Raw genomic sequence first — 16,071 nt, 5'->3', positions numbered from 1 at the left:
GCTTGATTAATTCTAAAAATTTAATCATTAACTTCTAGTGAAAACACGTAAATTATCGGTTTGATAACAAGCTCATCTACAAAACACTGTTAGCAAACCAAAAATTTTTGACTCGATTTTATTAAGTAGAAATGTAAATTCTCGCTTTCAGCTTGGGAATACTCTGATTAAAGGTTTCCGCTATAGCTAATTTATGACTTACTCGTCACCACAACGGCGCAGTACCGCTCTCACTACCAGAACAGAGTTTTCACCCTTTGGCAATAAACTTGTCGCATCTGGCTTCGTCGATAGCGAACAGATGAAACAAGCGTTAATGGAAAGTCGCAAGTCTGGTAGACCGTTGACAGAGGTACTGGAATCGATATCAGGGCGACAACTATCACCAGAGTTACTCAGACAGCACAAAAAGCAGCAATTATTTGAACTTAAAATACTTTACGGTGTTGAATCCCTCGATCCGGAAGTTAGTCCTGTAGGTAACACAACGATCGCCAATCTCATTGATGCTCTCATTCCAGCAGATATCTGTCGCCGTCATCGCTTAGTACCACTGGCAAAAAATGAAGACCAAAACCCACCTTCAGTTTTGGTGGCGATGGTCGATCCAGATAATCTAGAAGCATCAGACGATCTCAATCGCATCTTGCGCCCCCAAGGCTTAGTCTTACAGCGGATGGTAATTGCTCAGGAAGATTACCAACAGCTAATCAACCAATACTTGGATGATTTGGCTATTCGGCAAAAGCACTTGGAACAAGAAAAATATACAGACATTAATCAGGATTTAGAAAATCTAGAAAATCTAGATGTCAATGATGCTCCTGAAGAAGCTGATGCTGATTTGGGAGCGGCAATGAAAGGTGCCGAAGATGCCCCGGTGATTAATTTGGTCAATAGAATCCTGGCAAAAGCACTGCATGAAAAGGTTTCTGATATTCACGTCGAACCACAAGAAGAAAACTTACGTATTCGCTTTCGCAAGGATGGAGTATTGCGCGAGGCATTCGATCCTCTGCCCAAAAAAATCATTCCGGCTGTGACAGCTCGATTTAAGATTATCTCCAACTTAGATATTGCCGAACGGCGTCTACCCCAAGATGGACGTATCCGCCGTCTGTTTGAAGGACGTAAAGTAGACTTTCGTGTCAATACCTTACCTAGTCGCTACGGCGAAAAAGTTTGTCTGCGGATTTTAGATAATTCTGCAACGCAACTTGGTTTGGATAAATTAATTACCGATCCAGAGACATTGCAAATTGTCCAAGAAATGGTTAGCCGTCCCTTTGGACTAATTTTAGTCACAGGGCCGACCGGATCTGGTAAAACAACTTCTTTGTATTCGGCACTAGCAGAAAAAAATAGCCCTGGAATTAATATCAGTACCGTTGAAGATCCCATCGAATACAGCTTGCCGGGGATTACTCAGGTGCAGGTAATTCGGGAAAAAGGATTAGATTTTGCCACTGCATTGCGAGCTTTCTTGCGGCAAGATCCGGATGTGCTGCTGGTGGGTGAAACGCGGGATAAAGAAACAGCAAAAACAGCGATTGAAGCAGCATTAACAGGTCACTTAGTATTAACTACCTTACACACCAATGATGCTCCTGGTGCGATCGCCCGTTTAGGAGAAATGGGCATTGAACCTTTCATGGTTTCCAGTTCGCTAATCGGTGTTTTAGCACAACGTTTGATGCGCCGTGTGTGCCCCGATTGTCGCATTCCTTATACTCCCACAGTAGATGAACTGGCTCGCTATGGTTTATCAGCCTCCCAAGAAGTGGGAGTCACCTTCTACAAAGCTAACACTCTAACTGGAGAGCAACTGCAAGAAGCAAAAGCCAAAGGGCATCTTTGCTCTACTTGTAACGGTGTTGGCTACAAAGGACGTAGTGGTGTCTACGAGGTAATGCGAATTACTGAAAACCTGCAAACCCTCATTAATGAAGAAGCACCAACAGAACGCATCAAAGAAGTAGCAGTAGAAGAAGGAATGAAAACTTTGCTGGCGTACAGTTTAGACTTAGTGCGCCAAGGCACAACCACCTTAGAAGAAGTAGAACGGGTAACTTTCACCGATACAGGTTTAGAAGCTGAGTTGAAAGCCAAACGCAAGACAAGCCTTACCTGCCGGACTTGTAATGCTGGATTGCAACCAGAGTGGATGGATTGTCCTTACTGTATGACGCCTCGATTTCAAGATTAGTCAATAGTTAATGGTTGATAGCTAATAGCAATTAACAATTAACAATTAACAACTAACAAAAGGAGCATAACTATGGAAATGATGATTGAAGATTTAATGGAGCAGATGATTGAAATGGGAGGTTCGGATATGCATTTATCCGCTGGCTTACCTCCTTATTTTCGTATTAGTGGCAAACTCACTCCCATTGGTGAAGAACCATTGTCTGGGGATCAATGCCAAAGGCTGATTTTTAGTATGTTAAATAACTCCCAAAGGAAGACATTAGAGCAGAACTGGGAGTTAGATTGCTCCTATGGTGTGAAGGGATTAGCACGTTTTCGCGTCAATGTTTACAAAGAGCGCGGTACCTACGCGGCTTGCTTGCGGGCGTTAAGTTCTAAAATTCCCAACTTTGATAAATTAGGTTTGCCAGATGTAGTGCGGGAAATGGCAGACAAACCCAGAGGATTAATTTTGGTTACAGGGCCTACGGGTTCTGGAAAGACAACTACCCTAGCAGCAATTATCGATTTAATTAACCGCACGCGAGCAGAACATATCTTAACAATAGAAGATCCAATTGAGTTTGTTTACGAACCAATTAAAAGTCTTGTACACCAACGGCAGTTGAATGAAGATACCAAGAGTTTTGCCAATGCTTTGAGAGCTGCTTTACGAGAAGATCCAGACATTGTCCTAATTGGGGAAATGCGAGATTTAGAAACTATTTCTCTGGCAATTTCCGCTGCTGAAACTGGACATTTAGTATTTGGAACTTTGCACACTAGTTCAGCCGCGCAAACTGTTGACAGAATCATTGACGTTTTCCCTGCGGATAGACAAACTCAGATCCGGGTGCAGTTATCTAATTCACTTGTAGCCGTATTTAGTCAAACTTTAATCTCCAAGAAAAACCCCAAACCAGGTGAGTTTGGTAGGGTAATGGCACAGGAGATTATGATAGTTACTCCTGCTATTTCTAACTTGATTCGTGAAGGGAAAACCGCCCAAATTTATTCAGCTATTCAAACAGGCGGTAAGTTGGGAATGCAAACCTTAGAAAAAGTTCTAGCCGATTTGTACAAGCAGGGAACTATCTCATTTGAAGCAGCAATAGCTAAAACTTCTAAGCCAGATGAAGTACAACGTCTGATCGGTTCTGCCCCACCATCTGCTGCTGGAAAACCTGGTGTTGCTGCTACTGTTAAAGCACACTAAAAATGACTTTTGTTGATAATTTGTTGTTTGGTTTTTGCTATGAATTTCCAAACAACTAAACATAAAAAATTGAGAAATAAACAACTAATAATTATAAACTTCTCACGTAAAGAGTTAAATTCATGCCTACATTCGTTGCTCGTGTTCGAGATTCACAAGGAAAATCAAAAACTGAAACAATTGTTGCGGAAACTTTAGCGCAAGCACGCACTACTCTTAGGCAACAGGGTTTTATTGTTCAAGATTTGAAAACTTCTAAAGGAAGCTTCGATCTGAAAAAAATTCAGATGTCGTTAACGAAGGTTTCCGTTAAAGATAAAGCAGTTTTTTCTCGTCAATTTGCTGCTTTGGTAAATGCAGGAGTTGCAATAGTCAGAAGTTTGGGTGTACTGTCTGAACAATGTAGCAATCCTAAACTGAAACAAGCCCTTTTAGATATTAGTGGCGAAGTCCAAAATGGGGTAAACCTTTCAGAGGCAATGCGCAAGCATCCTGATTGTTTTGATAATTTGTATGTCAGCATGATTCAGGCTGGCGAAGTTGGTGGTGTTTTGGATGAAGTACTAAATCGCTTATCCAAGTTATTAGAAGATATTGCCCGATTGCAAAACCAAATTAAATCAGCGCTGGCTTATCCAGTTGTGGTGGGTTTTTTAGCAACTGCAATCTTTCTTGGGATGACAGTTTTTCTAATTCCCATATTTGCCAATATTTTCAAAGAACTAGGTACTGAATTACCAGCCTTAACGCAATTCTTGCTGACTTGTAGTGAATTTTTGCGAAGTTGGCGAGTTTTAATAATCATTGGTATTTTCATCGGAGCGGGAATTGCCTATAAAAAGTACTATCAAACTCGCGTAGGTAAGGAAACTATTGATCGTCTTTCCCTGAAGATGCCTTTATTTGGAGATTTGATCCAAAAATCATCGGTTGCTCGCTTTAGCCGCACCTTTGGTGCCTTGACTCGTTCAGGTGTTCCAATTCTCACTTCCTTAGAAATTGTGCGGGATACTTCTGGAAACCAGGTAGTTGCTAACGCAATAGAAGCAGCCCGTTCAGATATTCAACAAGGAGGCATGATTAGTTTGGCATTACAAAAAGATAAGGTTTTTCCCCCCATGGCTATTCAGATGATCAGTATTGGGGAAGAAACTGGAGAAATAGATGGGATGTTAATGAAAGTTGCTGATTTCTATGAAGATGAAGTAGAGCAAGCAGTAAAAGCCCTCACCAGTGTTTTGGAACCACTAATGATTGTGGTTTTAGGGGGGATGGTTGGTACGATTTTGCTCGCAATGTACCTGCCTATGTTTAAAGTCTTCGAGAAATTGGGCTAATAACAGATGAAGGCTGAAATTTTTCAGATTTCATCCTTCACCCTTTACACTTCATCCTTCTTAAGATAATGCCTGTGCAAAAATTTAATTATGAAGCTTGTTTAGCAGAATATAGTAATAATCTCAGCGCGATCGCTCTATTAAAGCAGTACCGCCCATACCTGGAGATGATTCCCAGTCTGCGTCGTCCTGATGAAAGTATTATCACTATTCCACTGCCAATAGTTCGCCTACGCCAAGACGTAAAAAACGCAGCAGAAGCTATTTGCTTACCTTGCGATTTAGCTATTTTGACTTGCGATCCAGAGTGGAAAATTAAAACCGGATCTGAAATTATTATTTTTATTCATCGTCCCAACGAAGATTTTTCTGATTTATTAGGGCGCTGGCGACAAACACAAGTTTGGCTAGACAAAAGCTATGAATGGCTGATGCCCTTCCGCTACAAGCATATTTTGAGTGAGGGAACTAGTACTGTATATCCTTTGTTTGTGGTTTTTCCAGAGACAGCAGAACGCATTCAAAGAGGTTTGGTAGGAGCCGATTTACCATTTGTAATTCAAGCCCCAGAATCGATGTTTGATGAAGACAGAAGTAAAGAAGAGGGGCTAGGGACTAGGGATTGTTAGTAGAGAGATATAGCAGTCCTAAATCATTCGTGAATACAAAATCCCCGACTTCTGGTGAGAAGTCGGGGATCTGTGTTTTTTAATTTTTCATCTATCAAATATGACAACTATAAAAGTTATATTTAATACTTTTAAGGGAAATATAAAACTATAGAAACAAAGCATGAAAACAACGTACTAATGGATAAGATTGAACATCTTTTCAAGACATCTATTGAACAGTTGGTGAGAGAAATTATTGCAGTTAATCATGGTTGGAAAGCTGCACGAGAATTATTTGGTGAAGATTCTACTCTCTCTACTTCGACACGAGATTTAAAAACCTGTTTACAGGTACGTTTACTGAAAGAATATGCTCCTGACAAAGTTTATCTAGTCAAAGATAAGGAAGAATCTAATAAAGTAGGTGAGGAAATTTACAGTTTGCAACTAAGGGAGGAGGTAGGCGATCGTTTATATGCTGAACATCTCCCTTTCAGAGTAGCAAAAGAATTTCTCACAGAGCAAGAACTACGTAAATTTACTAAACAATCAATCTAAATCATAAAGGGTGCTGTATGGATATCCTCGAAATTTGGGACATTATTTGGGATGACACTCCTTTTCACTATGCAACAGCCGTAGTATTAATATTGGCAATTTGTGTTGAGTTATATAGCGTGTTTCGTTATTGCTTGAAGTTTCGTACAACTCAAACTGCAATCAATATCTTGAATAAATGGCTAAAGGGTAAAAATTCCAATCCTCCAAGTGATAAGCTTCTTCGTTGGTTGAATGAGCATATAGGAACTGATCAACAGAATAGAATTGAACAGAGAAAGAGAAATAATAAATATTTATTAATTAAATATCCAGCTATTTTATCTCGTCCTGTACCCCGTAGCTCTCTACGTTTTGTTACTACTCTTTGTACTGCTATTGGTGTTTTGGGTACTTTTTATGGTATTCAGCAAGGACTACAAGATGTTAATTTAGATACCAGAAGTATGGAGCAGTTAATGCCTGCTATTAAGCAATTAATCGCAGGAATGCAAACAGCTTTTTCTACATCATTAATGGGTCTTGGTTCTGGTAGTGCTTTTACGTTGGTTTTATTTATAAGTGATTTTATCAGACAAAATCAACGTGATAGCCTGCGTGAAAAATTAGATAATATAACTATTCAGGAAACAGCAGTAAATCAAGAATCAAATAGTTTTCAACAGGTTGCTAATAATTTAAATAGTCTTGCTAAAAATTTATCTGGACTACAACAACTAAGTCCAGAATTAATTGGGGAGGCTGTTGGCAAAAAAATATTACCAGGACTAGAAGCAATATTTAAAGAGCAACAAAGGCTAAGAAAATTACAAGAAAATCAAGGACAGAGAGTTTTAGAGAACCTCATTCAGGATTTACGAACTCAGGTATTAGAACCAATAGCAGATAGGCTTGATAGAAGCGCTGAATTAACACAGCAAGCATCTGAAGCAGTCCTGACTCTTCATCGAGATTTGGGAACATCTATCACTACAATTCAGAGTTTTCAAGAACAAACATTAACTCAACTCCAAGAATTCGCTAACGACTTAAGTCTCACTCTCAGCCAATTTCAAACAGATACAAGAGGTGTTTTAGAACAAACAGCAGTAGAAATAAATCGTGCAGTCAATCAAAGTATTCAAGGAATGACAGCACAAAGAACCGCATTTCAAGAAAGTGCTGAAAATGCTGCTGCAACATTTCGAGGAATTAGAGAAGAGTTAGAACAAGCACTGCAACAACGAGCAGTAGTAGAACAACAGATGCTACAAGCTACCCGTACTGGAATGATTAATATTCTTTCTGAAGCCCATCGAACTTTTCGTGAGCAAAATAGTGTTTTAGAAACTACTGGAAATCAAGCATCTTCTTTGATGACTAGTGCTAGAGATAATTTACTTGATGCTTTAGGAAATATTGACCACACTCTTACAGCTTGTCGTCAGACTGTCCAGGAAGATTTAACATCATTCCGCAAAGAATATCAAGTAAATTTACAAAACTTTTTTGCACACCAAAATAATCTTTTAGAGGAAACACTAGGACAACAAAGAGATGGTTTATCAGGAGTGGTAAACCATCTAGATAGTGTTTTCCAAGAAGAATACCAGCGTAGAAGAGAATTATCTAATCAAGCCAATGAAGATATGAATTTGATTCGTCGTACTACTAGAGAAGTAGGCGAATTTGCAAACGCTATTGGACTAAATTCAAGTCAACGACTTATACAATTACAAGAAATTGCTCGTGAAATTGCAACTCAAGTTAGAGATATACAAAGTGAGTATCGGGCATTATCTCATACTTTTAAAAATTCATTAAACGACTGGAAAGAGCATTTTGAAAAAACACATACTCATTTCTTTAGTGAAGCAGATACTGCAATCACTCAAGTTTGTCAAAATTTATATCATTCTGCTGATGTTCTAGTCAAAGCCACTGATAACCGTAATCACTTCAACGGAAATCATTAAAATGCAAAACTTTATATGGGACTGTGAACCAGACAATACCGAAGATGATGATGCAAGTATATATCTTTCAATCGGTGATTTAATGTCTGGATTATTAATGTTTTTTGTGCTTCTCTTTATTACTGCTCTTGCTCAGATTGACGAGCCTAAACGAGTAGTTATTGGTAATGTAATTGGAGAAATGAAAAGCAATAACATTAATGTCAAAGTTAACCCAGAAACTGGAGATATTAGCATTCAAGAATCAATCCTCTTTGCTCAAGGTAGCACAGAACTTAAACCAAAAGGAAAAGAATTTCTCCGTCGTTTTATCCCTGTGTATAGTCGAGTAATTTTCTCTAAACCAGAAATAGAAAACGAAGTTTCTCGTGTTGTGATCGAAGGACATACTAGTTCCGAGGGAGATGATAAAACGAATATGGAATTGAGTGTTCTTCGAGCTTCATCAGTATATAAGTTTATATTTTATGATATGAATTTTCCTACTCAAGCATCTTTAAGTCAGAAAATTTTAGCAGCAGGAAGGGGAGAAATTGAAGCTGATAAAACTCGCGATAACCCTGCTGACCGCAAAGTATTATTTCGTCTGCAATTTCGTAGCGATGAGCTATCTAATAAATCATATTTAAAGAAATCTCAGGAGAAAATTAATGAATGATAATTTTTTTACACCTTCTACTGATTCTCTATCGGTCTATCCCTACCCAAACAAATTACTTGAATTTACTACTCAATTACCCAAAGTAGAAATTTCTGTAAAGACTGTTGATGAAATTTTGAAAAAAGTTCAAGAAGGAAAGGAAGAAAAAATCAGTGAACTAGAATGGGTTTATTGCATTTACGGGAAAACAGGTTGGGATAGTAAAAATACTTTAATTAGTAGAAAAACATCAGAACTAATCTGGAGATATGCTGCTAAAAATTTATGGTTACAACGTCAACTATTATGGCGTTTAGCTCTTTATTATAATGACCAAAATCAAAACAGTCTAGCATCTTCTTTTGTAGAGTCTTTTCATGCCTTTTTGAGTATTGAAAATATCAAAGATATACTAACTGTAAAAATAGTCCGGTCACTTAGTACTACTAATCCAGGAAAAGAACTCAGCAGAATAGCTTGTGAACTTAATTTTACTTGCAATGAACTAATTACAGAAATTAGTCATGCTTTACCAGTTTGGATTGCAGCATTTAAAAATTTTATTGAAGATATAGTTCCCTATTTTTGTTCTCTCACTAATCCAAACCAACAACAGGTAAACTGGCTATTACGATGCTTGGATGAAATGTCATTATTTGAGTATCAAGTCAACGCCGTGAACTATTTGCTAATTCATGTATCGAAGGAAGTAGCGAGTAAGTATCCACCATTAGTTACATGGTTTAAAGAAAATTATAGTAGCGCTGAAAAAATTCATATACTCTCAGAACAAGCAAGACAAAAACTCAGAGAGTGGATAGGAGCAATTAATTACACTGATTTTAAAAAGTTAGTAAATTTGATTTTGCAAAGACTTCAATTAGAGGAATTTGAAGTAAATCAACTATTACGCCGTAGTGAATTTTGGAAATTTTACAGCGATCGCTTTGAGCGTATCCGCATTTTACTTCCTCAAAAAACATTCAATACCGTAGGAAATCAGATCAAAGGAGATGTTGATATATTGAAAGATGATGGTAGCAACCCGACAGAAATTTGTATCTTCGATTTTGGTGAGTGGTTTGTGGTAGAGTTCTTTCGTGGAAAGGGTAGTGAAACTCGTTTATTTCCCAAGAACTTAAAAAATCAACAAATACTTTTCGACCAACATCAACTATCTGTTAAGCAAATTCGTTGTCTTGGTGGTGACACACACGATCATGCTTATCTTTGGCAATACTATTGTTGTCAATGGCTAACAAGGAGGAGAATTTATCCTAACCCAGGTACACAACCTTCCCAAACCCCTACAGAACATCAATTAGGAGAGCGACGGAAGAAACTTGGGTACTGGGAAAGCGAAATTAGAAGGTTAGAGGAGGAAGCAAGACGCTACTGCTAATGAAAGAACTCTAGAATGAGAATAGTAATTTATTAAACAAATTAAAAGGTTTGTAGTGAGGGCTAAAGCCCTCAAAGTTTTAAGCACTAAAGTGCTTACTACAAGCCTATCTCACAAATTGGGGCATAATTTCAGCAGCAGTGAATATTCCATAAATGCCGCGTTGGTGCAATCCTATACCTGCTTTAAGATAGCCAAAGGCTGGGCCGCACACGTTTGCTGCCATACTAGTTTCATCCCCTAATGTGAAGGTGTGAGTGGAAATTTTACCCTCAAAGGTACGACCTGTAATCTTCACGTTAGTGCTTAAGGGTTTTTTGGGATTGCGAGTATCGACAACACCACCAACAGTAACGCGATCGCGCGGACAAATTCCCGCTAATTCCAACATCACATCATCGGCGTGTTCCATATTTTCTAATGTCAACACGCCATTAGTTCGATCCAAAAGTGCTTCTACTTCTGCATCAGTCATTGCTCTGGCAGTTTCTGTGCTGTAACCGGGCATATGGGCAATATCTTCGCGGATGGTGGCGCGGTAAGCCTCCCAGTTAGCAATCCCTACTCCAAAGGTTATTTCCACTTGATGAATTTCGCTGTAGCTTTGCGCTGCCAAGGCTGCTGCTGCTGTTAACAATCCTGGCGTTGCTCCGCATCCCGTCATATAGGTAATTCCGGCAGCTTGCAGTTCTTCTTTCATTTTCAGTAACTGTTCTACCGCACTGGTGCGTTTAATCGCATCAACTAGTACCCCCCGCCAGCCGGATTTAATAAACTGTTGAGCTACAGAGGCAATAAAATCATTCGGTAGATTTGGTAATGCTAAAAAATAGCCATCTACAGGATGACCGCTTTCGATTAAATCCTGAATACTATAGTTAGTTAAAGTACCAAATATATCTAAGTAGCCTACCGAACCTTGAGAATGATAAGTGGCTATGCACTCTTTGGCATTTAATCCCTCAGGAGAGTAAGCGTAACCTTTTTTGTCTGCCACGGTTACTAAAATCATTTCTTTTTTGGGAGCAAGTACTTTGGCTGCGGCTTGCCCTAACCCGCCAAAGCCTAGTACTCCGATACGCTTCGCTTGTGGAAAATTGCTGAAATCCATTACTTGCTCTGCATTCATGGTCAATTAGCTGAATTGAATAAAGGCCTAACCTGACTTTAGAAAAACCCCTGCTTTGCCTAAGTCTATAGAAAAAGTATTGTAAACGAAGCCACAAGAGTGCCATCTTGATTAATCTTAAATTTGTGACTTCAGAAAGATACAGAATCTGACTACCTCAAGCTAAAGCTAACCTCGACAAGATTTTATTATCTTGGGTGATTTCCTTTCCAGATTCTGTTGTTGCACTGCACTACCTTCTCGACATAAGTCCTCCTTTGTCTTAATTTCTGGCAAGTTCCTTGATATTGTTAAAAATTTAAGATGTAGTTCAAGCTTGTGGCTAATTTTATAAGATTAATTGAATAGTAATGATAAATATTTTCAATAAAAATTCTCATTTCTCACTCTAGCTAATTCTTTGAGGGCTGTAGCTGCTGGTTTCGCAGTCTTTTGCCATTGAGGATTTTGTTAAATTTTGAGCTTGACTTCTCGATAAGGTTAAGAGAAACTTACATATAACAAATGTATTGACTAATTAAATCAATAAGTTTTGTAAAGTTTTTGAGATATATATTTTGAGAGATGGAACATTAGTTAACAAATGGCAAATTTGTAGCTAAGGGAAAACGCTGTTCCTATTGGCTATTTTTGTAGCTTTTTGCTAGAGCAGTACCGTCTAAGCATAACTATTTGTGGTTGGCCAAGAGCATGGAGACATTAGAATTTATTATTTATCCAGATGGTAGGGTACAAGAAAAAGTCACTGGCATTGTGGGTGCCTCGTGTGCTGAAGTCACAGCGGCAATAGAGGCACAGCTAGGACAAGTGCTCAGTCAACAGTCAACCTCAGAATTTTTCGCCGCTAAGGTGCAACAATCTGGAGTGGCGAATACACAAAGCGCTTTCAGCGATTGGTAAGTTTGCAAACATAGTTTAGTTTCATTAATTCACAACCACCATGTCACACTTTAGCCAAATTAAAACCCAAATTCGTAACCTTGAATCTTTGCAAGATGCTCTCACAGACTTAGGCATAGACTGGAAGCAAGGGCCACGGGAAGTACGTGGTTATCGCGGTCAAACCCATGCAGCAGAGATTACCATTGAGCAAGACAATGGTTATGACGTAGGCTTTAAATGGAATGGCAAAGAATACGAATTGGTAGCTGACTTGCAATATTGGCAACAAGACTTGTCAGTGGAAGGGTTTTTGCGTCAGGTAACACAGCGATATGCTTACAACACAGTTGTAAAAGAATCTACCCGTGCTGGCTTTCAAGTTGCCGAACAACAGCAAAATCAAGATGGTTCAATTCGCTTAGTAGTGCAGCGCTGGAGTGCGTAATGTCTGATTTTTCGCCGTCGCTGGAAGAACAAGAAGACAACAGATCCGGTTTGGAGCCAGAGTTAGGCGGTTTTTTGCGAGATGCCCCTGAACGCTCTGGTTTAGAGCCGGAACTAGGGGGTATGTTGCGCCAAAAAGGTGTGTATGTTGATGAAATCACCTGTATTGGTTGCAAACATTGTGCTTTTGTTGCCCGTAATACTTTTTACATTGAGCCAGATTACGGGCGATCGCGTGTATTGCGCCAAGATGCCGATCCGGAGGATATAGTTCAAGAAGCAATTGACACTTGTCCGGTTGATTGCATCCACTGGGTTGACTACACCGAACTGAAAAAGCTAGAAGAAGAACGTAAATTTCAGGTAATACCTGTAGTTGGGTATCCGGTAGAAGGTGCAGTTGCAGCTGCACAGCGACGGCGGAAAAAACTTAAATCAAAACAAAAGAAATCCCGTTATTAAATTTTAATTTTCAAGATAATTTGAAAATTTAGGGCTGGTATGACCAGTCCTTTTTTTAAATCAGACAATTCCAGAGTAATTAACCGCAGAGAACGCGGAGAACACGGAGTCAAGAGGATTTTAGAGAGATTTTGCATAAAAACACAGATGGACACGGATAAAATCTGTGTCCATCTGGGGTCGTAGTTAACCTAGATCCTGATTGTCGCGAGAAGTCTAATTATTCAGGCTCCGGGAAAGTTTGCACTTTGCCATCAGGATTGAGAACAGCTCGAATTCTCATCGCCTGTCCGCTTCTACTTGGAGAAACAAAAGGTTCACCAATTAAAGGCATACCCGTGCGATCGACATATTCTCTGGCAGCTTTTCCTAAAGGAAAGATGCGTTCAATAGTGCCGTCAACACCGACAATGAGACTGTACTCTAGCGCTTGCTTTAATGAGCCAGGTGGTTGCCAACGTTTTCTTAGAAATTCTCTCGCTTCTGCCACCTGTGCTGTGTCAAACAATGTACCAGTGGCAACAGTTGTACGAGGGTTGCGATTTGCCCTCAATCTGTTAACTAATTTGGAACTATCATTAGTTGAGACTGAGGAGTTAGTTGGTGTGGTTGGCGAGCTAGTTTGGGTATTAGCACTGCCTGTAGGAATATTAGGCATAGAGGCAACATTAGGAGGAACTTGGATACCCCCGGAGGATGGGTTGCCTGGAGTGGTAGGTAAAGTTGAAGGTAATCTTTGACCTGTAGGAGTAGACACAGTTCCCTGTTGACTTTTCAGGGAATCGGCTTGAATGGCAGCTTCTGGTTTTGTAAGGGTTTGTGGTGTATTCTTGGCTTGAGAGTTGGGAAGATTTTGTGCTGTCGTTTGTGGAACGTTGAATACACTACCTGAAGGTGATTGGGAGGTTGATGGGAAAGTGTTTTGAGGAGATGATGAAGGAGTTGAAGGGAGGTTAGAAGATATTGGCGGTAGGGCAGACTGGCTTGGCGGAAGTGTTTGGGGATTTGGGGGTAAAGTAGAACCAGGAATCGACAAGCCAGAGCCAAAGGATAGCGACGGTAATTGATCTGCTGGGGTAAGTGCAGGTGTAGGATTTGGCGGATTCAGTAACGGTGAAGGTTCTAAGGCAATATTCTCTTCTGCTGCTGAAGGTTGCTTGGCTGTTTGCGGTTCTTTCTTGTTGCTAGTGTATTGTAAAGCTAAGGGCACCAGACCCACACCCAGTACCAACACTGCTGCTACAGATGCCCAAGCAGGTATCGGAAAAGATGATTTTCTTTGGTAGAGAACTGGTAGTGCTAAGACATCAGCAGAATATTCATCTAGGGCAGTTGCTAAATCAAATAGTTGCAGTAGGCTAAGTTGAATTACAGGAGTAGATACCTGGTAACCTAAAGAACCAAGAAACAAATTGTGAGTTAAATGGCTACTGGGTTTTATATATATTTCTGTTCCTGGTATTTGAGTACCGGGTATTTGAGTATTAAAAGTGTCTAAAGTTTGAATTGCTTGAGAAGATTGAAAAGGTTCTTGTAATTGTGGGTTATCAGATACTTTGCTTGAGTCATCGAAGCCTGAGAAAGTTGCCCAAAACTTCTCAGGAGGCATTTGAAGGAATTCCTGCACGTAGTTTGTTACCGCTGCACACAAAGCTTCTAATTGTTCGCGATCGCCCCGAATTACAATTCTCTGTTCTTCTGGCAATCGTGGATCGTCAAAGCGTAGCTCAAAACGTAGCTGCTTTAAGACTGATTTTCCTACCCAACGGGATAAAGGTGAGCTTTGCGCCAATACTTCTAGCGTGCAAGTAGGCGGTGTGTACCGACGGATGACAGAATTTGTTAGAGGCATGGCAGGAAATACAAGCAGGACATTTTCAAAATTTAGTTGAACGGTCTATAAGTGCTAGCCAGAGGCGGCGGTGCCCACCAGAACCACTGTAAAAAAGTAAATCTATCAGCAGTTTTAAAGCCAGGTGGGTTAGTTCATCCGTGGAGATTGTCGATTCTTCCTCCATGCGCTCTTGGTAAGTGTTGCAGAAAGCATCGATATAATCTCCGAGTAAAGCAGCCTGATGAGGTTCCCGGTTATTTTCCGCCATCTGTTCTAACAAACCAACAGCACGGCGAATCAACTCTTGGTGCTGTTGAGCAAGATAGCAAGTAATGAGAACAAGCGCCCGCGCTTCTTCTACATCGAGCTTTTTTCGCCCTCCTTGACCTTTGCGTAGCGGATTTGACTGGCGCAGTCGCCATAGCGCTACACGATCTGGCACTCTTGACTCTAAATTCAGATCGATTGCCGCTGAAAGCATTGCCTCGGAGCCAATGCCAGTCAATGTTTCTAGCGCCAACAGCACCAAATCCAATTGGGTTTTGATATTATCCCACTGAACTGAATTTGGGGCTGGGAGTTTAATTAAGTCCTCCCACTGGGGAGTTGGAGTGGGTGAGTTAGCGGCAGAGTGCATAACTTTTAGCATAGGTGATCGGGCTAGTAGGGGCTGTTGCTGTTACCCATTTTGAAACCAGACTTTCACAAACGAAGATTGGTTTCCCAAAGCTATTACGTAGAAATGTAGTCTACAGAAAGCGGTTTGGCGGCTTACATGGCTTTGATGTTTGGTAAACAGCAGCGGTCTTTGTCTTAACTCTATGACGAAAAACGATTTTGGAAAAACTAAAGGCGTTATTTATTACTTTGTATTCTCCTGACTGCACCAATCAGTGTTTCGTGTATTTTCTACTAAAACATGAGCTTTTTGATATTAAACAAATCTACCTTTAGACAGATATTTGCTCATGGGTAGTTGCTATTTGTGATTTTATACCCCAAAGAATACCTAATGAAGTCTTTTTCAACAACCAGGTCAAGAAAGTAAGTATTTTTGCAGAAATAGCGAATTTACCACAAGTGATTTAGTGATAATAAGTACAAAAAATATTTAAGTAGATGTATGTGCGATCGCTGAATAAGATTGCTTTTACAATCATCACATACTGTTTTTTGAACCAAATACGAGTTTTTTCGGATGTGATGTTGGAGTAAGCGCTAGTAGCAAAGATGACTACATTTTTAAGTAAAGTTACAAATTTAAAAGTATAAATTATATCTTAAAATTACTACTATAATCTTTTTCTTACTGATTTATAGGTTGTCCGGAAAAATTGGGGTAGCACTCAAATTTTTGTGCTGCGTGCTTGCCAATGATTAAATAGCTTGTCCTGAAGCAGTAATTTTTGTA

At 39.7% G+C, this 16,071-nt stretch carries 14 protein-coding genes; 11 read left to right on the top strand and 3 right to left on the bottom strand.

Going from position 1 to position 16,071, the window contains the following annotated elements; genetic code table 11:
* The first annotated feature begins 193 nt into the window (after positions 1-193).
* The 8 genes from UYC_RS0126835 to UYC_RS0126800 all read left to right on the top strand — a co-directional run bounded on the left by UYC_RS0126835 (position 194) and on the right by UYC_RS0126800 (position 9,909).
* The gene (locus UYC_RS0126835) at positions 194-2,206 is read left to right on the top strand and encodes a GspE/PulE family protein (RefSeq protein ID WP_016874200.1); all 2,013 of its coding nucleotides are present in this window, start codon (positions 194-196) and stop codon (positions 2,204-2,206) included.
* A gap of 72 nt (positions 2,207-2,278) precedes the next feature.
* Complete coding sequence (locus tag UYC_RS0126830) at positions 2,279-3,406, top strand: type IV pilus twitching motility protein PilT (RefSeq protein ID WP_016874201.1); 1,128 nt, start codon at positions 2,279-2,281, stop codon at positions 3,404-3,406.
* 122 nt (positions 3,407-3,528) lie between these two features.
* Complete coding sequence (locus UYC_RS0126825; RefSeq protein ID WP_016874202.1) at positions 3,529-4,743, top strand: type II secretion system F family protein; 1,215 nt, start codon at positions 3,529-3,531, stop codon at positions 4,741-4,743.
* 68 nt (positions 4,744-4,811) lie between these two features.
* Positions 4,812-5,372 carry a hypothetical protein gene (locus UYC_RS0126820; RefSeq protein WP_016874203.1) on the top strand — a complete coding sequence of 187 codons (561 nt, stop codon included), beginning with the start codon at positions 4,812-4,814 and terminating at the stop codon, positions 5,370-5,372.
* 180 nt (positions 5,373-5,552) lie between these two features.
* Positions 5,553-5,912 (top strand): hypothetical protein, encoded by a 360-nt coding sequence (locus tag UYC_RS0126815; RefSeq protein WP_016874204.1) that lies wholly within the window; start codon positions 5,553-5,555, stop codon positions 5,910-5,912.
* Positions 5,913-5,929: 17 nt separating this feature from the next.
* Positions 5,930-7,867: a coiled-coil domain-containing protein gene (locus UYC_RS0126810; RefSeq protein ID WP_016874205.1), complete on the top strand. Its 1,938-nt coding sequence runs from the start codon at positions 5,930-5,932 to the stop codon at positions 7,865-7,867.
* Between the two features lies 1 nt (position 7,868).
* Entirely contained in the window at positions 7,869-8,525 is a 657-nt protein-coding gene (locus tag UYC_RS0126805; RefSeq protein ID WP_016874206.1) for an OmpA/MotB family protein, read from the top strand.
* On the top strand, positions 8,518-9,909 hold the full coding sequence (locus tag UYC_RS0126800; RefSeq protein ID WP_016874207.1) for an EH signature domain-containing protein: 1,392 nt from the start codon (positions 8,518-8,520) through the stop codon (positions 9,907-9,909). The genes UYC_RS0126805 and UYC_RS0126800 overlap by 8 nt, the downstream gene beginning before the upstream one ends.
* A 106-nt stretch (positions 9,910-10,015) precedes the next feature.
* Here UYC_RS0126800 and bioU read toward each other — a convergent pair whose 3' ends face one another.
* A complete protein-coding gene (bioU, locus tag UYC_RS0126795; RefSeq protein WP_016874208.1) occupies positions 10,016-11,038 on the bottom strand; it encodes a (S)-8-amino-7-oxononanoate synthase BioU in 1,023 nt (340 codons plus the stop codon).
* Between the two features lie 690 nt (positions 11,039-11,728).
* Here bioU and UYC_RS0126790 point away from each other — a divergent pair.
* From UYC_RS0126790 to UYC_RS0126780, 3 genes are read left to right on the top strand one after another with little or no spacing between them, the layout of a single operon-like run.
* Positions 11,729-11,938: a DUF2997 domain-containing protein gene (locus tag UYC_RS0126790; protein ID WP_016874209.1), complete on the top strand. Its 210-nt coding sequence runs from the start codon at positions 11,729-11,731 to the stop codon at positions 11,936-11,938.
* Between the two features lie 40 nt (positions 11,939-11,978).
* Positions 11,979-12,365 (top strand): DUF1257 domain-containing protein, encoded by a 387-nt coding sequence (locus UYC_RS0126785; protein WP_016874210.1) that lies wholly within the window; start codon positions 11,979-11,981, stop codon positions 12,363-12,365.
* A complete protein-coding gene (locus UYC_RS0126780; protein WP_016874211.1) occupies positions 12,365-12,826 on the top strand; it encodes a ferredoxin in 462 nt (153 codons plus the stop codon). The genes UYC_RS0126785 and UYC_RS0126780 overlap by 1 nt, the downstream gene beginning before the upstream one ends.
* Positions 12,827-13,046: 220 nt before the next feature.
* On the opposite strand, the gene UYC_RS0126770 is transcribed toward UYC_RS0126780, so the two are convergent.
* On the bottom strand, positions 13,047-14,678 hold the full coding sequence (locus UYC_RS0126770; protein WP_016874213.1) for a DUF4335 domain-containing protein: 1,632 nt from the start codon (positions 14,676-14,678) through the stop codon (positions 13,047-13,049).
* A 25-nt stretch (positions 14,679-14,703) separates the two neighbouring features.
* Positions 14,704-15,309 (bottom strand): DUF3038 domain-containing protein, encoded by a 606-nt coding sequence (locus UYC_RS0126765; protein ID WP_016879727.1) that lies wholly within the window; start codon positions 15,307-15,309, stop codon positions 14,704-14,706.
* Positions 15,310-16,071 lie beyond the last annotated feature (762 nt).

This window comes from Chlorogloeopsis fritschii PCC 6912 (genome assembly GCF_000317285.1).
GTDB lineage: Bacteria > Cyanobacteriota > Cyanobacteriia > Cyanobacteriales > Nostocaceae > Chlorogloeopsis > Chlorogloeopsis fritschii.
The sequence above is the reverse complement of the archived record's forward strand: the minus strand, read 5'-3'. Positions and strand labels throughout refer to the sequence as shown.

Coding starts and splice junctions, on each gene's coding strand:
- UYC_RS0126835 (WP_016874200.1), top strand. CDS start 194: ATGACTTACTCGTCACCACAACGGCGCAGTACCGCTCTCACTACCAGA.
- UYC_RS0126830 (WP_016874201.1), top strand. CDS start 2,279: ATGGAAATGATGATTGAAGATTTAATGGAGCAGATGATTGAAATGGGA.
- UYC_RS0126825 (WP_016874202.1), top strand. CDS start 3,529: ATGCCTACATTCGTTGCTCGTGTTCGAGATTCACAAGGAAAATCAAAA.
- UYC_RS0126820 (WP_016874203.1), top strand. CDS start 4,812: ATGCCTGTGCAAAAATTTAATTATGAAGCTTGTTTAGCAGAATATAGT.
- UYC_RS0126815 (WP_016874204.1), top strand. CDS start 5,553: ATGGATAAGATTGAACATCTTTTCAAGACATCTATTGAACAGTTGGTG.
- UYC_RS0126810 (WP_016874205.1), top strand. CDS start 5,930: ATGGATATCCTCGAAATTTGGGACATTATTTGGGATGACACTCCTTTT.
- UYC_RS0126805 (WP_016874206.1), top strand. CDS start 7,869: ATGCAAAACTTTATATGGGACTGTGAACCAGACAATACCGAAGATGAT.
- UYC_RS0126800 (WP_016874207.1), top strand. CDS start 8,518: ATGAATGATAATTTTTTTACACCTTCTACTGATTCTCTATCGGTCTAT.
- bioU (WP_016874208.1), bottom strand. CDS start 11,038: ATGAATGCAGAGCAAGTAATGGATTTCAGCAATTTTCCACAAGCGAAG.
- UYC_RS0126790 (WP_016874209.1), top strand. CDS start 11,729: ATGGAGACATTAGAATTTATTATTTATCCAGATGGTAGGGTACAAGAA.
- UYC_RS0126785 (WP_016874210.1), top strand. CDS start 11,979: ATGTCACACTTTAGCCAAATTAAAACCCAAATTCGTAACCTTGAATCT.
- UYC_RS0126780 (WP_016874211.1), top strand. CDS start 12,365: ATGTCTGATTTTTCGCCGTCGCTGGAAGAACAAGAAGACAACAGATCC.
- UYC_RS0126770 (WP_016874213.1), bottom strand. CDS start 14,678: ATGCCTCTAACAAATTCTGTCATCCGTCGGTACACACCGCCTACTTGC.
- UYC_RS0126765 (WP_016879727.1), bottom strand. CDS start 15,309: ATGCTAAAAGTTATGCACTCTGCCGCTAACTCACCCACTCCAACTCCC.